Below are 21,046 nucleotides of genomic sequence, written 5' to 3' on the forward strand. Positions count from 1 at the left end.
AACTGGTTTTGTAACGCCCCAATAAAATGTATGTAAAATTATGGATTAAATTCTAGCACTGTATTATTATCCTTTTCAGATGGATCGTTATACCCTGAATTCAATAGGAATCCCAAAGATTGGCTCATAGGGTCATCAGAAGCCATCATACCCTGAGAAATTGCTATTGCAAGTGGGTTCAATTCTTCGTCACCCTTATAGTGTGCTATCATTGCATCGCTTAATAAATCGTAAACAGTCATGGAAGTCACTGATGGTGCAGGCTGGGCATCAGCAGCTTGCTTACCTAGGAGATAAGCCTGCTCTTCAGGTATAGCCGGGTTCATCCTCATGATAAGTGTTTTAAACATTAATGGCAATACATCTTTTAAACCGGTTTTAAGATAATTGTATGCATAATCCTGAAATAGTGCACCTTTCGTATCATAGTCTATACTTGTTATATTTTTGGTTTCAACTGTCATTTTATCCTGTGTAATATCAACAATACGATAGGGGGATGGATAAGAAACGAGGGAACCAGTTTCAATATCGTATATTTTATTGCCTGTAGTAGTAGTCTTGCTTGATATATCCTGTGCATGATAATGCCCTGTAAACACCGCTTCCATTCCTAAATCTGCAAATTCTTCAGAAATCTTTTCCCAATTGTTTATTACAAATTCATCAAAGTATTGCTTCTGACCATTGAAGTGCTCAAGCAAGCCATGGTGCATAAGTCCTATAACAGTCTTACCCTTGGATTTTGCTTCTTTAATCTGCTTTTTTATCCAGTTGTATGTATCTTCACTAAACTCGCCACCTATGACAGGTGAAGTTTTTCTGGCATTATCATTGTATTTTGCCGAGTCCATTGCAATAATCCGTAAGCCAGGTACAGGCTCAACAACATAGGATAACGAGTGCCTATCTCTGGAAATAGCTTCGGAAAAACCGAAATGGTAGTATATTTTCTTGAATTGATCCGGGGTTACGTTTTCTACTGGTGTAGCAGTATCTCCTAAGTATGAATTGGATTCAGGGTTGTTTATATCATGATTTCCAGGAACTACATAAACTTTTTTGCCTGATTTTTCAAGATCCTTTAACAGCTTTGAAAACTGTAAATGTGATAGCTTTTCTCCATCTTTAGTCATATCTCCGCTTACAAGAACAATTTTAACATCGCTTTTCTTTAATTCATCAATAACAGCATTTGAAATAGCACTACTTTCAGCAATAAGCTTTCTGTCCTGTGCCAGATACGCTTCAAATGCTGAACCTGTAATACCAAGCTCAGGTGCAAAGTAATGGGCATCCGAAATTACTGCAATTTTGGCATTTTTCAGTTTAGGTGATTTTGTACATTTATGTACACTATGAGTCGTGGCATTGAGATTGCATTGGGCAGCTGCATTTACTCCTATAGGAATTAAACTTCCAATTATAGCTGATACAATAAATGTAGATACAATTCTTTTGGAAAAGCTGCTTTTCTTTCTACGAATGTTCATAAATTATGTCCTCCACAATGTAATTTTTGTATTATTTTATCACTTTAGGGCAAATGTAACAATTAAACTTATATTAAACTTTTGTAAAATTTCTATGAAGCCAACATTTTATCAATTATCAATTTATAATTTTCATATAGTCGCTGTATTGAATCATTTAATCTAAAATGGTAAAATTAACATAATTTCAACTGAGGAGATAATTATGATTAAAGTAGTTATAGCAGAGGATATGGACATGCTGAGGGAAAGCCTGAAGTATGTGATTGAAAGTGATGCGGACATGGAGGTTGTGGGTCTTGCTGCTAATGGTCGTATGGCTTACGAATTATGCAAAGCCCATAAGCCCGACATTGTATTGATGGATATTATAATGCCTGAATGTGATGGACTGGAAGGTACTAAGCTCATAAAATCAGCTTATCCTGATATAAAAGTCCTGATTCTGACAACATTTGAAGATGATAAAAGTATTATAGATGCTTTGGAGTGCGGCGTAGACGGTTATATAACAAAGGACATGATGCCCATGCAGCTTAAACAGTCTATCAAGAGTGTTATTGCAGGGCTTGGAATAATGAAAAAGAATATTATGTATTCCGTTGCTGACAGAAAGTATTTGGAGCCGGAAAAAAGTCCTTCAGCCCAAGTGCTTGATCTCACAAGCAAGGAAAAGAAGCTGATAAGCCTTATTGTTGAGGGAAAGAGCTATAAGGAAATGGGGCGGGAAGTAGGACTTTCGGAAGGTTATGTCCGAAATATGATTTCGGAGACGTTAATAAAACTAAATTTAAAGGATAGGGTCCAACTGGCTGTGTTTGCGGTGAAAAATAAAATTGTATGAAGTAACTATAACAGTGGGATACAGGCATTAATATTAAAACCATGCTCGCCATCTGAACCAAATGTGATTTTTCCACCCAATTCCAATATATGTTCTTCCATACTCTGAAGCCCTATATTCTTCTTTATTTCTTTACAACCTATTCCATCATCGAATATAAAAATTGAGATATTTACCTCTGTAAAGCGAAGTAGAATTTCAACCATGGATGCTTTTCCATGACGCAATGAATTGGTGAGGGCTTCGCGGCAAATTTTTCTTATTATCTTTTCATAAGCTGAGGCTTTGACGGTTTCTTCACCATCAATGGAAATACTTACTTTGACCCCTGTAATTTTAAAGTCATTGATTAATGATAGTATACTCTGCTTGATACTTAGACCGCCTTGATGGTTTGGCATAATTCCCTGAACCGAATTCTTAAGCTCTCGATGGCCATCTATAGCGACCTTCATCATTTCATCTAGTTTTAGGTTAACTGTTTCGTAATCCTTTTTTTTCGATGCTAATGAGCAAATGCCCAAAAGAGAAATGAGAATTGTCATTGTATGTCCTACAGAGTCATGTATTTCACCTGCAAGCCTGTTTCTTTCCTTAGTTACGGCTAATTCTTTAACTGCTGCTGCATATTCTTTGAGTTGGTTATTTGCTGCTTCAAGCTCTGAATTCTTGCAACTAACTTCTGAAAGAAGATTTCTATAATCTGTAACATCGTAAAAGGTAACTATTTTTCCTATTAAATCCTTTTTGTCATAGAGAGGTTGAATATTGACAGAAAAATGTTTTTTGGTAGAGTCAATGACAAGTTCACCCATTACCTCATCTTTGTGAATGCTTCCTAAAGCATTCATAATAGTGGTTTTGTCAGGACTAAAATGTGTCTCATTATTGAGGTGTTCTATAAAAGTGCTGGCTTTTTGATCCGGTTCAAGGCTATGGAAGTCTCTAAAGTTCTCCTTGAAAGCCCTGTTAAAATATGAAATCGTACCCTCAGAATCAATAAAAATAATGGATTCATTTACTTTATCCATCATTTTGGTAAATGGAATGGGGAACATGTTTAAAAATCGATATTTTATAAAAATTATATGCAGAAATATAGTAATTAGATCCACTGCAGCGGTCATATCGAAGTTATGTGTATATTGATATAAGTCTGATAAAAGATAAGCATAATTAATAATTCCAGGAACAAAGGATAATAAATTCAGTATAACAGCCTGTTTTCTATAATATCGGTATTTTATTGAAATATGCTTGACAACTATACATAAGCTGAGCAAATGGCACAAAAAGTCAAAAGTCAGTTTTATAATTAATGGTTTGCTGAAAAAAGTAAACCACACACCATCAATAGGACGGGTATAAAAAATTACTTCACTCCATGAGTTTGTAATTAGTCCGATATAAAAAGCAAATCCAATGGTGAAGAATATCCATAAATGCTTCATGATATATTTTTCAAAACTGTTTAATGTTGTACGTGCAAACTCAAGAACAAACATCAGCCATATGGGAGCAGTGAAGAATATGGCAATGAACTTATAGTATTGCACATAATTGAGCCAATGCATTTTATTATTATAATAAAGCCACGTCATATTAATTGTAAGTATGGATTCAATTACTTGTCCCGAGCTGTGAATAAAGAATATGGAGAGTGCTGCTATGTATTTATACGCAAGACGTACTTTTTTTCCATACAGGAAAACCAAGATTATCATGCAAGCTGAAAGTGCCGCACATAAGGTGGAAATAATCACCTGTATAATTGATGTCATACAAAGGGCTCCTAACGAAGTAAACTTTGTTAAAAATAATTGATAACACTTTAATATAAATATATGGTGATATTATATTATAATGTATGACTAAAGTAAACGAAATGGATTATTACCGCGAAATAAATTACAAACCGCACCTTCTCAATCTTACAATATGCATTAATTTATCTTACAATCTGCATCTATCCATATTATACAATGTTTTGTAAAATGTAAGCGAAATCTGTGATAGATTTGCTGTAAAAATAATTGGGGGGTAGGGTATATGAGAGAGGCAAAAAGTATAAGTGTATTGGAAAATAATAATTGGAAAGATGGGGAAAGGCGGCTGGACTTTTTAGATTCACTAAGGGCATTTATTGTCTTTCTTGTCATAATAATGCATACAGCAATGGCTTACATTATTCCCCCTTTTCCAGGCTGGGTTTATAATCCTAAGTCAAATAATAACATTTTCGGATCAATTGCATTGCTGCTGGAAGGCCCGTTTTTAATGTCGGTCATGTTCTTTATTGCTGGATATTTTACTATGCCATCGCTTGTTAAATATGGATCTACTGTAACAGACAACAATGGAGCAGAAGGAGCAGCTGCAGCCTGGATAACAGTTAATGACAGCAGGCCTGACCTTGTGGTATCGGAAATTAAATGGAATCCAACCGATCCTAAGGAAAACGATGTTGTAAACATTACAGCCACAATAGGCAACACAGGAAAAGGGCCAAGCACAGTAGGCTTCCTGGCAGGATTCTATATCGATAACCAGTATGTTGGGTACACAAGGGTAGACAAAAATATTGAAAAGGGTTCAAGTATTGATGTAACTTTCTCCTGGGTAGCAACACCTGGTATGCATATTGTTAAGGTAGTGGCTAATGATATTTTAGACAACCTTAAAGAAACATCAAAGGCTAACAATACTGCAACTTCTGTACTTACATCAAAACAGGTAAGCTTCCCAGATGTAAGAGTGGATAAAATAACATGGTCACCTGATAAGACAGATCTTACAAGTGAGAGTCCTTTTGTATACAGGACAACTATTTCCAATATAGGAAATGCCAATGCAGAGAAATTCTTTGTTTCACTTTATATTGACGGAAAGTGGATCGCAAAGCAGAATGTCAATCTTTTAGGCTCTGGGGCAAGCCAGGAGCTGGTATTTTCAGTTAAGCCTGTTTCCGGTAAGCACGAGGTCACAATAAAGGCAGATGATCCTTCACCTTTATTGGTCGAGCCCATAAGGGATAATAATATAAAAACTGTAACAACCTCAGAGTTTACAGTAACTTATCCTACCCTCTCGTTAAGCCCGATAACATGGCTACCAAAAGAGACTACACTTACAGACGGAACATCTCTGACATATGAAACAAAGCTTGTAAACACAAGCACCATAGATATTACCCATAAGTTTAAGGTAGATTTCAAGGTTGACGAACAGATTATAAAAAGTTTCAACATAGACAAACTAAATGCTGGTGAGGAGAAGGAACTTTGGACAAGGTGGTATGTACAGCCGGGACCTCATACTGTAAGCATAACAGCCGATCCTGACTCCACTGTTACAAACAGCGTTTATGGTGCACATGTTGAGGCTGCAGTTCCAAACCTTAATATAATATATCCTGATCTTAATATAACCGATGTCCAGTGGTCACCGCTCAATGTGAGGTATGGAGAACCTGTTTCATTTGTTGTTCGTGTCAGCAATCAAAGTGTAACATCAGTCTTTAACAAGTTTAATGTTGGGCTTTATGTTGATGGAAAAGCTGTGGCAGGAAGTGTCGTTGAAGGCTTAAGAGGACACAGCACGGCTATAGTGGGTATTAAATGGGAACCTAAGGACACGGGTATACACAATGTTAAAATAGTCGTAGACAACTTTAATGAGGTTAGGCAAGCACCTATTGGTGATGGAGTAAGACGAACATGGGAAAGAAGCTTTGATGTGGCGGACAGGCTTGTGATAGAGGCACATCCGAACGAGGAGGATATGAGCGAGGATCTTGGATACGTCTTATGCTCCCTGGTTGAAGATTATATGCCAATGACTGTATCCGCCAGAAAAGCAAGTGACAAAATGAAGCTTTTAGGCCCTGAGAGCGGTATATACGCAAGATATGAACTAAAACAGGACGAAAATGTTGTTTTATCAGACATAATAGGATTTGATCCTGTTACGAAAACTTATAAGGGCCAGCTGCCTCTTAAATCATTAAAGTCCGGAGTTTATAATCTTAGTATTGAAGCCGGGGATGCGGTTGAATCCTATACAACCACCTGCAACTTGGGAGTACTTTTACAAAAAGATCTGGACATAACAATAGAGACCGAAAAACAAAATTATAATGCCAACGATAAAGTGCATATATCAGGTTTCTTTAAATATAAAGATGGCAAGCCTCTTGCAAATTCCAAATTAGTATTGGATTTACAGCTTGAGCCTGAATCGGGTGATCCTAGAAAGCCTTGGAAAGCTGAACATATCTTGACTCTTGAAACAGATGAAAATGGGCACTTTAAACACGATTTCATACCTATTACAGCAGAAGCGGGGAAGTGGAACGCTTATATAATTGCCTTTGACAAGCTTTTGAGCGGGCAGGTTTTACCACCTTTACAGTATATGGTATGACTGCTTCACCTTCCAATCTTTCGGTTACTGCATCAAAGAACTCGCAGTTCTCAAGGGTTATAAGCATTAAGAATACTGCTGACTCAGGAGAGGCAAGCCTTACCGGCTTAAGTGCGGTTCTAAGAAATCTGACTCCCGATAGTAAGGTTAATGCCATAATAGATACATCAACACTTAAATCCACATTAAGTCCGGGAGAGTCCAGCAGTGTTGTTCTAAACGTCAACGCACCTCTTGATGTGGCTGATACAGCTGAGTATGAGATTATATTCAGCAGCTTGGAAGGTCCCAGCACCATATCAAGGATAAAGCTTAATTTAAGGCCGGCAGTGCCTATTCCTGTAACTGATCCAAAGGGAATTGATATAGGCGTTAACCCTGGTTCAAATATTATAAGGACTGTAAAGGTTATTAATAAAGGCCTTGGGACAATGAACAACATAAGGCTTGAGGCACCGACTTCAATACCGTGGATTAAACCATTTGATTTAGGAAAAACAAGCCTTGCCCCAGGTGAGGAAACCAGATTTAGTATTTCGATAAATCCGCCGCAGGGAACAGCACTTGGACAGTATCAGGATGTTATTACGGTGACAGATGGCAAATATAAGGCAGTTGTCACAGTGGCTGCAGAGGTTTCCACCATCAATACAGGCTCGGTATCGTTCCTTGTAACGGATGACTCAGGTGCACGTGTTGCAGGTGCAGAAATCAATCTTGTAGGCAAGGACCCATATATCCAGTCGAGAAACGGACAGGAAATAACGTATTATCAGCATTTCTACGGCAGAACAGATGCAAACGGACTTGTTACATTTGAAGACAAGCCCATAGGTGAGTATACATATTATGTGCAGGCACAGGGACGTATAAAGCTTTCAGGAACTGCACATATAATGCCTAAATCTGAGGCTTCTATGGTAGAAGTAAAGATGGAGGTTATGCCGGTTCAGATTGAATGGACAGTGGTTCCTACAACTATACAGGATAAATATGACATAAAGCTGGAAATGAACTTTACACCAGCAAATATTCCAACACCTAAGTTTGGACTTGTGCCGCCTTGGATTACCGTACCCAAACAGGTAACCGGTCCTGTATACCTGGAAGCTACAGTAATAAATACAGGTATGGTGCCTATAATAGATGCAGTAGCTACAGTAATCCGTGAAAGCTCCAAGGATACCGGTATAAGTATTGTTGGCGGTGGATATATTGGGGAAATTCCTGCACATGGAAGTGCAAAGATAAAGATTAAGGTTGATCCGGGATACTATAACCTTAAGTTTGGCATAAAGGATTTTGGACAGGAGGATAAGGCTCCTAACAGGATCCATATAATGGGTAACTATGTAAGCTTTGATAATGATACAGGGCTTCCAATGGATCCTCCGGGTAAGGTAGAGACAAACCTTGCACTCTGCAATCCTGGGGAACAGAAGGCCAAGGTGGAAATAACCATTCCAAGTCTCGGAGGTACTAAGGAAGAAGAAATTCAGATGCCTGAGGGCCAGATGGAGGAGCTTGACTATTTAAATTCAATGGATGGCTTTGGGGGTAGCGGAACTATTAATGGAATGATTGCTTTAAAGCTTGACCAGACTGCGACTTTGGAAAGGCAGGCATTTAACGCAACATTGAAGGTGACAAACGGTTACCCGGTTTATTCACTGCAGAATCTTAATGTCAGGGTACAGATAACCGACACTGAAGGAAATGATGTAACGAACAAGAACTTTATTATTCCAACAAGCCTGTCAGGAATATCAAGCTTAGATGGTGCTTCAAGCCTCGCTTCAGGCCAGGGAATGCTTTCCGCATGGCAGCTTATACCGGGTGAAGGCTTAGGGGGTACTGATCCTTCGGGTAAGGTGTATCTGGCAAAGGCTGTCATCTCATACTATCTCAATGGAAAGTATGTAGAAACTACTACAAAGGCAGAGGAGATAACAATATATCCGCAGCCTAAAATAAAGCTTCATTATTACATACCTCAGAAAATTACTGCAGGGGTTCCGTTTAGGCTGGGTATTGTCGCAGAGAATACAGGGGATGGAATTGCAAAAAACCTTACTGTTGAATCAGGCCAGATTGAAATAAGCTCAAACAGAATAGGCCTTGAGACAAACTTTAAAATAATAGGAACATCATTTGGCGTAAGCACCGATACAAGCTTTAAGATTAGTCTTGGCGACATCAAGCCACGAAGCAAGGTTAGCGGATACTGGATGGTCAGATGGGAAATGTATGATGAAGGGCCTGACGGAAAGCCATTAGAGGGAGAGTTTAAGAACTTCAGGGCAACCCTCCGTCACCAGGATTATAAAGGAGTGCAGTTGAACCCATTAATTACAGGGATCACAACTGAAATAATCGGTAAGGATAACGTATTGTCCGATCCCAATGATCATGATAACTCCCTTACACTTGTAAACGTTGGAGATACAGGCTTCCCAAGTTATCTGCTGAACCTAAAGACAGGAATGCAGATACCCATATACGTTCCGCAGAGCCTTAATACTTTAAGGCAGCCGGGAGAAGGTGAAAGCCTGCTTAAGTTTGAAGTTCCGGCTCTCATAGGAGATCCTGATGCACAGGGTGCTCCAAGGTACCAGGTGCTTATGCTGAAGGACCCGATGCCAAAAGCCAATGTGAGCAGTGTTACAAGAGAGGTATACGCAGAGAAAAATGAAATAGTTACTTTAAGTAAAGTCAATTGCTGGAAGGATAGTGGAAATATCTATATCGTAGATGAGATACCTGTATATAATGTTAAGCCGCAAGGCAACACAGAAAGCCAAGCAAGGTATTACCATAAACCTGTCTACACCGTAGACTTCAGATCCGGTGCCGTAATAAGTGCGGTAGAATACTCCCAGATCATTTATGACGTTGATCAGAAGGATTTGGATAAAATTAAGAAGAAGGTCTATTATGACGTGGGTCACTACCCTGATGAGGGTGATACCTTTACAATAAGGGCCAAGGTTGAGAACAAGGGCAATGATGTAGAAAGCGGTATTGTTGAGTTCTTTGCTGCAGGTGGTGACATTAAGGGTGAAATAAAAATAGGCCAGGCAAGTTTCAGCGATCTTCAGCCACTTTTCACAACATATGTGTATGTTGATTGGAACTACAATAAGGGCGGAAAATACAACGTAACTGCAAGAGTTTCGGGCAGTACTGCAAAAGAAGCTTCAAAAGATGCAGTAGTTTTAATAAACAGCAGGCCTTATGCTGATTCAGGTGTAGACTTTTCTGAGGATGTTTTGAAACCTGCTCACTTTGACGGGTCACGCTCATATGACAAGGATGGATATATACAAAGCTATATTTGGGAATTTGGCGATGGAGAAACGGCTTCAGGGTAACACCAAGCCATAAATACCTGCATTCAGGAACCTACAAGGTTAATCTGACCGTGATGGATAATAACGGTGCCGAAACTGTATCACAGATGCAGATTACCGTTAATGAAACAAGGGCTGACCTTAGAGTTACCGGAATTGCTCTTGACAGCGATTCACCCAAGGAAGATCAATTGCTGTCTGTTACAGGTTCGGTATATAATGCAGGATATATTGAAACCGATAAGCCGTTTTTGGTAGGATTTTATGTTGATGGTGTTTACAAAGACTATATAAAGATAACTGACAAGATAAAACCGGGAGAAACCAAGAAGGTTAGCTTTAGCTGGAAAAATACAGTAGGAAACCACATGCTAACAATTATAGCCAATGATATGGGTCACCCTGTGGATGAGGCAGACTTTGACAATAACCAGCTAAGTAGGCCCATAGATACCAAGACTGCTCTATTCCCTAATCTTAAGTTAGCAGAAGCTAAATGGTCTGGAAATGAGGAGGGTGTTCTTGACTGGAATGAGGAAGTAAATCTTACAGTTACTGTAGAAAACAACGGGTCTTCCAAGGCCGGCAAGTTCTCAGTTGCATTGTTTGAAGACGGTGAACTTATAAAAACCCAGACGGTTAACGGTTTGTCACAGTCTGAAGGAGCAAATAAAACAACTCTGACATTTAAATTTAATGTCGTTAAAGAAGGTGTCCATAAATACAAGGTTGTTGCAGACGGACCGATACCTCATATAGTTGAAGGTGATAGGACTGATAATATAAAAGAAATAACAACTCCTAAGATAAGATTCAGATACCCTGATCTAAAAGTGGAAAAACTGTCCTGCAATCCGGAAGACGGCAATTTACAGCCTGGACAGCCCATAGTAATAACCGCTTCCATACTAAATAGCGGCTATGCAGCAGTAAATAAAGGATTTAAGGTTAGCTTCTATGCCGATGATGCCTATATAGGCACAAAGGAATACACAGATCTTGCCTTGGGACAGAGTAGCTTCGTGTCCTTATCCTGGGACAGACCTGTTCCGGGAACTCAGTACATTGAAGCAGTAGTGGATGAGAGCAATGAAATAAATGAAGCAGATGAAGACAACAACAAAACAAGGTTTATATACTCCAAATTAAACGTACTTCTTCCGGATCTGGTCGTTGAAGGCATAGAAAACAGTCCTGAGAAAGGCTCAGTACGTTTTGGAGATACCGTTACAAGTACAATTAGACTTAAAAACAAGGGAAATGCTGCAATAAATAAGCCTTTTACTACTACTTTGTATATAAATGAAAAGCTTGTTGGTAGCTTTGTTTTATCAAAAGTGATGCAGCCTGGGGATACGGCATCTGGGGTAATAACCTGGAATGCTATATATACCCCCACTCTGGCGGCTTACAAAATGACAGCCTATGCAGACGCTTACAGCAGCATTTATCTTAAGGATAGAAACAACGCAAAATATACAACGGACTATAAGGTAAATGGAATTTTAAACCTTAAAGCAGATAAACTGAATGATGCTTATACTGTAGAGGAAAAACCTTCGATAAGTGTTGCTGTTACCTCTACCGACGAACCATGGAGGCCTCTTGGAAAAAAAGAAAGTGTTACAGCTTCGGTTTATATGTATGAGGTGACTGACGGAGAAGTAGGATTTAAACCGGAGGACCTTAAGTTTGTAAAGGTAATGAGTTATAACCTGACAGAAGGAAAATTCCAGTACAGGGTTAACTCCGAAGGCCCGGATAGCAAGCTTCCGTCAGGTATCTACAGTGCAGTTATATCTGTATCAAGTGATTCGGAGCAAAAGAGTGTCACAGTACCTTTAAGGTTTATTGAAGACTACAATGTAACAGTGAACGCATCCAAGAAGACTTTTGGCCCTGATGAGCCTATTTATATATCAGGCCGTGTAACCCATAAGGATGGAACTACACCAATTCAGGGTGCAGATGTGACTGTTACCATTGTGGGGGAAGAGGAATGGAAGGCTAATGTAAAAGCTGATGAAGGAGGAAAATTCAACTATCTCTTCCAGCTTGATGAAGGCTATGGCGGAAGCTATTCATTAAAGGCAGCAGCAAAGGTAAACGGTGCCGTAAAGGCAAGTGATCCTGAGGTATTCTATGTTGAAGGGCTTTTAGTAAAGGCAAGGAAAAAGACTGAGCTTACGGCAGGATATGATATTGAGATACCTGTTACAATAGGAAATGTAGGTACTCTTCCTCTAACAGGAGTAAAGATAAGTAAAAAGTGGCTTACTGACGGTGATGGAATGACAGCACAAATCATAGGAGATTTACCTGAGAAAATAGAAGCAGGTAATAGCTCTGATGTTATGCTTCATGTGGATTTCAACGAATCTGTTGCTCCTGGGGCTAAGTACCTGGAGTTTACAGTAAATAGTGACGAGGGCTACAGCAAGTCGGTAACCTTTGAAGTATACGCTGTTAAGGCAGTTGCAATTCAGAAGGTTGAAGTATTGGTGGGACAGGATGATAAAGACGGCGGCATAATCAAAAATGAAATAAATGCTTCGCTTAGGCCTGGAAATACTGTGACGCAGCTTATTCGAATCACAAACACAGGTACAGCATCAATTAAAAATATAGAGGTTATTGGACCTAAAAAACTGCCATGGGTATATATTACAACATCTGGGGCCGACTTGGTGCTTCCTTTGAATAAAGGTCTTTCACTAAGGGATAAAAACGGTCATGCAGTAGTTAACGTTAATATATCCCCTGATGAATATGTTCAAAACGGTGTATATAATGATGTAATTACCATTAAGTCCAATGGGGGAACTACCGAGATACCGATAAATGTTTATGTAGGAGCTTCAAGCATTGGAACGGTTGCAATACAGACACTTGATGAGGATTCATACCTTGTGGAGAATGCGAAGGTAGAGCTTGTAGGGCCTATGACAAATAAAGGGCTGCAAAAGGTAAAATCCGAGCTTTATTTGCCGGTACAGGGTAAGGACTCCACCTTCAAATTTGAGAACATTCCTGCAGGGGTTTATACACTAAAGGTTGAGGCTCCTTATTATAAAACCCTTGAGACCAGCTTTGAGGTACCTGCCGTAATAGACTTTGAGCCGCAGAAGGTAACGCTGGAAGCAATGCCGTTCTCCTTCCAGTGGAATGTAGAGACAATAAAAGAGGCTGAGAACACAAAGGGACAGCTTACAGAGCCTGTTATTGAAGCACTTTTAGGACCTGCACCGATAATACCGAAGCTTGTGAGCAATGTTCCCGGTTATGAGCTGTACACAAGTGAAGGATCGAGAAACATGTCCGCTTTTGTAGCTATAAAGAACCAATCTGTGTTTGAATCGGTCTATAATGTAGAGGCACAGCTTATATACAATGACGAAACACTGCCTGACGGCTATGTAGTGCTGGATAAGGGAGCGTTAAACAGCAAGACCCTTCAGCTTGGAGATTTTGAAGCAGGAGAAATAAAAGACTTCGAAATATACATAGATGATCCTAAGATATATAATATAGCGACTGTTGAAGCTACCGAAGAGGCTGGAATATACCTTGTCAAGGTGCCGGAAGGAGTTACTGAGAGACAATTTGATTACTGGATAAAAGGCCAAAACGATATTTCAGAAAGTCATATTTATAAGCTTTCATATGATGATATAAAACAGACATTTAAAATAAGATACAGTGACGGAGAGGACAATAAGTACCCGAGTACCAGCATATGGATTCCAAAGCTCTATGGCAAAAACTACAAGTTCAATCTTTCGTTGCTTCTTAAAGGAACAAGGACTAACGAATATGGATGTGAAGAATCTGTCACATTGAAAGTTCCTGTAAGGGTTTTCTTCAAGCCATACGACATGTGGTGCGAAGATTTCGATGATTATGATGAAGGTGGGGTACCGGTAAAAGCGGCATTTAACCCCGAAAGAATAAAGCATCGTGAGCCCCTTACTTATTACTTAAGCAAAAGCTTTATTGACTTTATAGGAATGAATACTCCGGATGAACCTGAAAAGATGGGTGAAGCCCTTGGAAGCTTTGAGTTCTCACAGGGTGCTGTTCAGTCTGATGAGGTTTTTGGAACCGATTTTGTACTCTTCAATCCATCTAAGTTGGATGAAATAAGGGATGCAAGCCTGGAGCTTATAATTACAGACAAGGAGCTCTCAAGTGACGGAAGACTGCCTGAGGGAGCAAAACTTCTCAATAAGTACTTTAATATTTACTGCAGCCAAAGCACGGAAGATGAAGAGGGAAATCCTGCCACGAGCACAAAGCAAACAGATGTGGTATCCATTGATTCATTAGATCCAAATTCGCGGGAAGAAGTAAGCTTCAAGTTCCAAAGGAAGACCGATGTAACTGACTATGACCAAGACCCGGGTAACGGTATGGGAAAGACGTACATATACGTAAGGTACAACTTTAAAAAGGGCAGTGATACTATAAGCGGAGTATCAAAGCCAAGAACTGTTGAAATTGAGCCGCCGTCAAAGATTTATCTGAGCTATGAGTTTGAAAAAGTTAAAGACACTACCTATGAGATAACTGCAAAGGCAACTAACACAGGCCTGGGTAAATCCCGGGGCTTAAAGCTGCTGCCTCCAAGAATAAGGAGCTCTGAAAATGTAAATATACTGGCAGGAAAGGTCGGAAACGAAGACTGGGATTATAGTGTAACATGCCTGCAGTTGGGAGATATATTGCCAGGTGAGACTGTTATTGCAAAATACAAGATTTCAACCACAGGTTCTATTGACCTTGCCCAAAGCACAAACTTTGAGGTCATAGAGCAAAAGTCATCAGGAAAAATTGTAATTACTCCTTTAAAGTTCGACAAAGTTACCGGTTCGGGTGAATTCATGGAGCTTGAAAGACAGCTGGAGCGGCTTAAGGGCAACATGGGCGTACTTATGGACAAAAATACAGATGACCTTGCAAGGGCTATGACTGAGACTATGGAGTATGTAAAAGACCTTGATGCCAACAGGAGATTCTCGGCAGTTCTAGATATTGTAAACACAGGAGTGAGTGCTATTTACAACACCGTTGATCTGTTCTTAAGCATCAATGATTTTGCCAAATCTACTTCAAAGATAAGTGATGCGGCTGACAGCGCCAGGGTTGCAAATAAACTTGGAGACAGCCTAATAAATGAAAATGTAAATAAGGCACTTAAGATAATCAACACTATTTCCGATGCTGCCAATAAAATCGGAACTGCAGCAAGTATTTACCAAAATATAAGGGGACTTCTGGATGAAGCGGAAAACGAATTATATAATGAGTATATCCAGGAGTCAATAACAAAGATATCGGATGTTACCAAGAACCTGTCAGATTTCGAAATAGTTTCGGAAAGTCAGACAGAAGACCTTTACAAGTATGTTATGGACAGGGTACAAGAGGATAGAACCATTGTACAACACTCTGGAGCAATATATGTACCGGAAAGGCTTGTGCAGAATTGGGAGAATGAAACCGGTAACACTCTAGGACATTCAGAAAGTGCTGCGCATTATGTTGTCATAGTGATCGATGATCTAAACGTTAGGAAGGCACTAGCAACAAGGACGAGATGTGGTGTGGCGAAAATTGGTTATACCGATTCGTATGACGGAAGTTCACAATTAGCCAGCTTAAGCGACAGTTTTAATGAGATAAGAAAAGGCATCAATAGCAGTGAGCCTGCCTTAAGTAGCATCAAAAAAAATGCAGGTGACTATACAGATGGAAACTTAGCTCTGAAATTGGATCTTGATGATGTCAGTCAGCCGGACTGGAAAAAACCTGAAATAACTGTTTCAAGCTATACGGGTGATGTTAAACAAATAAAGACCAGTATTAAACCCGAGCTAGATAAAGCAAAGTCAACTGTTATGGCCTTGGATGGAAGTGCTGAGACAAGGAAAAAAGTGTTTGAAGCCATTGATAGTTATATGGGACTCTTAGACAGCGCACTGTCGTTTTGCAACAGTCTTATTGATCTCAAAAAGGCCTTACAAAACATTGAAAACGTAAAGTACAACCTTGATGAGTTCATAGATGAAGCAGACAAGGCGTTGCAGCAAGCCATTGATTCGGCAACCGAAACTGAAGCTGAAACAGAAACCGAGCCTCAAGAGGGTGAAGAGGAAGAGGATAATTATGAAAAGGTATACTCCGTATTGTTTACAGGAGATGCACAGAGTGATGCTGAAGATGCATTAATAGAAAACCTTAAAGCAACCGGAAGCATTGATAAACTTGACAGCGATACCTTAAAGGTAGCACACCACGGAGGCAGGGATTCAACGCAAACGGAGTTTTTAGAAGAAGTAACTCCTGATGAATCTGTGATTTCTGTAGGGAAGGAAAATGACTATGATCATCCTCATAATGAAACACTTGATAGGCTTAAGAAGACAACCATTTATAGGACTGATAAGAACGGTAATGTTGAGACTTATATATACAATAATGCTACAAACCAATTGGCAGCCAAGGTTTCATTCCTTGATGTGGATCAGGGAGATTGTATACTGATAGAAGCCGGTGGAAACAGCATGCTTATAGATGCCGGTGCGGGGAAAGGGAAATATCCTTTGACAAAGGCTGACTTCAGCAGAATTGATGCTATAGACAACTTAAAATACCTTGTGGTTACACACCCGGATTCAGATCACTATAACTATTTAAACAAGAGGCTGTTCCTGCAGAATGTCAACCCTATAAATGTTACAGGTAATGTATTCATACCTATGGTTGATAATGCAATTACAACCGATACCTATAATCAGTTTGAAAGGAATATTAAAACCAGGTATGAAGACAAGTATGTAGTAGTTGGAAGTAATATGACAGGAAGAACATTTAGCCTTGACGACCAGGGAGAAATCAGCTTTGAGATACTTGGGCCTGTAAGAGACTTCTATGCTACACAATCAAATAAGGCAGAGAAGAGCAACAACTCATCCATTATTTTAAAAATGATTTATACTCCTAAAAGTCTAGGTACAGGAGATGATTCAAGCAACAAAATCAGGGTAGTTACCCACTATACTGTCATGGAAAACGGGAGAGCTGTCCAGAGAGAAAATATAAGGGATATTGTCAATACGGGAACAATCAGCAGTAAGGACATCAGCAATTCGGTAAGCAGGCAGCAGGAGAACAGCAGTATATTAATAAACAGAGATAATTTGCAAAGTATTATTGATAATGGATTAGGCAGTATGCAAAATTTGAATGTAAATAATAATGAAGCAGTAAGGCAGGTACTATCTAAAGCACTTGTAAGAATGGTTGAAAACAAAAGGAAAGTTTCATCAAGCGATGTATCGGATGGCACCTATGCAATGGAAGATTCAATTGATATACAGGGAAGATTGAACGAGATAATGAGTGGTATGCCGGAGAACACCTACCAGAGAACTAAATATTTAATAAAAGCCTTTTTGGAAATGGAGCTTTATAATGTTTTAACTACCAACAGTATGTATGAGGCATATGAGCAATATCTTAAAGGAGACCACAATTATGATGAGGCTTTTGAAGATATTAACGGCTATGATTTGAGTATAAGTCCTCATTTAAAGCTCAGAAAAGAATATATCAATAAGGATATAGGCAATTTAAAACAGCTTTCCGACGCTATGATCGAGCATTCAATTGATATCGTCAGAGGGTATGTTTCAGGAGGCGATACACCTTCGTACTATCCGACAGACGTGCTTGTAAAGTACTTTAAAGACCTTAACGATCAGATTGAGTCCATTGCAGGAACTGAAGATAATCCGTATACAGGCTTTGGAAGATACAAGAATGTAAATATAATAAACAGTAACGGAGATGAGGTGCACCCGGAGAATAAGGATTTGAGTGCTATGAACGAAAAATACCTGAAACTTTTAGAGGATACGGGAAAAGGATACGGGGTCATTTGTGAAAGGGCTAACTTAAATGTGTCAAAGTCTTATGTGTATACATTTAATGCATTAGTAATGCAGCCGTACAAACTTTTGATGGGCGCACATCCTGTCGGTGCACTTATATCAATGCTACCTTCTTATGGGTATGACAAATTAGTGGAAACAATGAACATCATTGAAAAGAGCATTTGCAACGAAGAGGTTACAGCTACTCAGAAGATTGCGGGAAGTCTTGCCAATATGGTGGTAGGAACCGGGATTTCCTATACAAGAAGTCTTGGAATTGCAGAGGCTGCAAACAATGTTATTACCAATGTAGATATCTGGAGAAAGATTGACCCGCCGTTGCCTGTTGATGTAGTGAGTATTTCAGTGCCTGATGTTACTGTTTCCGATAAGGAAAAGGAAGGAACAGGGGAAGCAGTTTTGGTACTTAAGAACTCTCATACAGGGGATGTGTCGGCACTTATAAATATGGATGTCTTTGGAGGGAAAATGCTTTATGGAAGCTTCGAATCAGAGACGGTATCCATTAAGCCCGGTGAGACATTTGAAATAAAAATACCGTTTACAGTACAGCGTTCAACACTTACGGATATTTCCGGTTATAGAAGCGTATTCTCAATAAAGCTGTCAGAGCCTGGGACCATGACTGTTGGAGATCCTAAAGGACCATACATAGCCCATTTCTTTGCAGGAAATGACAAGCAGGTGGCTTCGTTAAGAAAGAATATAAAGGTTGTACAACCAATGGGCAGAAGCATAAAAGCAGGGGAAGAGGATGTGAGAGAATATGTTCCCGGTGTAGGTGTCAAGGAGTTGAGGCTCTTGGTTGCAGCAAAGAATCCATCCAAGTTGGAGCTGCATGTGTATGATAAATTTGGAAAACATGTAGGAGTAAACGGAGAAAGCTATGAAAACAATATTTCCAACTGCGAAGTAAGTTCATTAAGAAATGATAATGACATGCTTGTTATAAGTAACCCGATTAACGGACCTTACAAGATTGTAGTAAGGCTTCCGGAGGGCCAATATGAGCAGGATTACTCCCTGGAGATTGTAGAACTTGGCAATATAGGCTCGGTGCCCGATGTGGATATTGCAAGGGTGATACTCAGTGATTCTAAAAAACCTCAATTTACTGTGAATGTATTTGAAAGCTCTTACCAGAACAGTATTGACAAGGTTCATTTTGAGGTTCTTGACTTTAAAGACGCTGAAGGTAAGGATATAGCGGTTGCAGCATCTTCCTTTAAAGGTCAGGACGGAACTGATGTTACAGGAGGAATAACAACAGGTATTCCAAAGGGTATGCAGGCTTTGGTAATGGCATCATTGGAATTTAAGGACAATATTCCTGATGGAATTTATGACGGTAAGGTCAGAGTGACTGTAAAGGGTAGGAACTTGAATCCTGATCTTGGAATGTTTATCGAAAACTTATCGGTTACCGACAGTGTATATGGGTGGAAGTATATCAATGGTGAAAACAATGAGCCTTATACATTGGGATATTCAGAATATTGTATTGATATTCCAGTATCCATAGTGATTGATACCAGAGCACCTGCTGATCCTAAAGTCAATAATGTCAGTAAGTTTATGGCAGATGATAAGTGCCAGGTACAAATTACAGGAACTGCAGATGCAGGTAACTTTGTTGAAGCTTATATAGACGGGAAGTTGGTTGCAAGTGTAGCTACAGATAAAGACGATAAATTTGATATTATATTTAGCCTTGAAGAAGGAAATCATAACCTGGAAATAATCAGCACCAATACATTCGGTGCAAGGAGTAATTCAAGTTATAAGTCTGTGATATCAGGCTCGGACATTGGAAACACAGATACAACACCGCCTGTATTAAAAGTACCTGCTGATATTACCGTTGAATCTCAAAATGCACTTACATCTGTAAATATAGGTAATGCTGAAGCTATTGATGCTTCAAAGGTGGTAATAACAAATGATGCACCTGCATTATTCCCTATAGGAACAACTGTAGTTACATGGACAGCTGTTGACGAGAGCGGTAATAAAACAACCGCTACACAAAAGGTAACTGTTAATCAAGTAATGAGAGAGTATACTATTACAGGATACATATCAACAGATATCAGGAACATAATGGAAAGCACAGGCATTAATGAGGGCTTCAAGGTAGAAATAGTTGGAACCGATGTTTATGCTACAACCCTAAAGGATGGATCCTTTACTCTTACTAATGTGGAGGAAAGCCTTTCAGGATATACCTTAAGGGTTAGCAAGCAGGGATATTTATCGAGGGATATTAAAATCACCAAGGTAACATCAAATGTAACCGTAAGTTCTAAGGAAAAGGCAATCACATTATGGGTAGGTGACATCAAGCCGGACAATATGATAAATATGGAGGATGTTGTTAAGATTGCGGTAGAATTCAATACAAATTTCAAGGAGGCAGGATTTAAATATGAGTACGATCTGAATAAGGATAATGTAATTAATATAATGGATTTTGCTGCTATCGCAAGAAACTTTAATACAAATTCCAGTGACTATCCGCAAATCAGTGTAAACTAGCATTAATTTAAGGCATGAACGAAAAAGAAAACAGGCACTTCATAACCGAAGTGCCTGTTTTTATTTATGGAAATTATTGTGTTGTATATACAATCGGGACTACCATTAGTGATTATCTATAGATTTTAAATAGGAACGAACTATTTCAGAAATATAGTCGTACTTATAATTATGAACAACATGACAAGATTTTATATGTTGGCTCAAAATGTATGCTCCAACAAATCTCAAAGGCATTTTTATATAATAAATATTTAAAATAGGTAAAAAATTGATTGTTATTTTAAGACTTAAAGACCATTATATAACTGTAGTTGTATAATGGAACAACTATATAAAATTATTAAGGATATATAAAAAACTGATGAACTTATAAATGAAATTGATGATTTATTACATCAATAAAAATTTTACAGATAATAATTCCAAAAATCATTTAAGGGGGCA

General features: G+C 39.0%; 6 protein-coding genes. 4 read left to right on the forward strand and 2 right to left on the reverse strand.

Translation table 11 applies throughout. From position 1 onward, the window contains the following. Positions 1-38 precede the first annotated feature (38 nt). Positions 39-1,493, reverse strand: a complete 1,455-nt coding sequence (locus Bccel_RS02355; protein WP_050753011.1) for a metallophosphoesterase family protein — start codon at positions 1,491-1,493, stop codon at positions 39-41. A gap of 205 nt (positions 1,494-1,698) precedes the next feature. Here Bccel_RS02355 and Bccel_RS02360 point away from each other — a divergent pair, with 205 nt between their 5' ends. Continuing rightward, positions 1,699-2,337, forward strand: coding sequence for a response regulator transcription factor (locus tag Bccel_RS02360; RefSeq protein WP_036946541.1), 639 nt, complete (start codon positions 1,699-1,701; stop codon positions 2,335-2,337). 5 nt (positions 2,338-2,342) lie between these two features. Here the strand turns inward: Bccel_RS02360 and Bccel_RS02365 are convergent, their stop codons facing one another. Beyond that, positions 2,343-4,118: a histidine kinase N-terminal 7TM domain-containing protein gene (locus Bccel_RS02365; protein WP_036946544.1), complete on the reverse strand. Its 1,776-nt coding sequence runs from the start codon at positions 4,116-4,118 to the stop codon at positions 2,343-2,345. Positions 4,119-4,386: 268 nt separating this feature from the next. On the opposite strand from Bccel_RS02365, the gene Bccel_RS02370 reads away from it, so the two are divergent. Genes Bccel_RS02370 through Bccel_RS02380 form a run of 3 tightly spaced genes read left to right on the forward strand, consistent with a single transcriptional unit; the run spans position 4,387 to position 20,599 of the window. Next, a complete protein-coding gene (locus tag Bccel_RS02370) occupies positions 4,387-6,759 on the forward strand; it encodes a CARDB domain-containing protein (protein ID WP_050753012.1) in 2,373 nt (790 codons plus the stop codon). Beyond that, the gene (locus Bccel_RS02375) at positions 6,756-10,130 is read left to right on the forward strand and encodes a PKD domain-containing protein (protein ID WP_050753013.1); all 3,375 of its coding nucleotides are present in this window, start codon (positions 6,756-6,758) and stop codon (positions 10,128-10,130) included. Before Bccel_RS02370 ends, Bccel_RS02375 begins: the two co-directional genes overlap by 4 nt. Beyond that, on the forward strand, positions 10,094-20,599 hold the full coding sequence (locus tag Bccel_RS02380; protein WP_152965898.1) for a CARDB domain-containing protein: 10,506 nt from the start codon (positions 10,094-10,096) through the stop codon (positions 20,597-20,599). The genes Bccel_RS02375 and Bccel_RS02380 overlap by 37 nt, the downstream gene beginning before the upstream one ends. Positions 20,600-21,046: the final 447 nt, after the last annotated feature.

This window comes from Pseudobacteroides cellulosolvens ATCC 35603 = DSM 2933 (genome assembly GCF_001262605.1).
Classification (GTDB): domain Bacteria; phylum Bacillota; class Clostridia; order Acetivibrionales; family DSM-2933; genus Pseudobacteroides; species Pseudobacteroides cellulosolvens.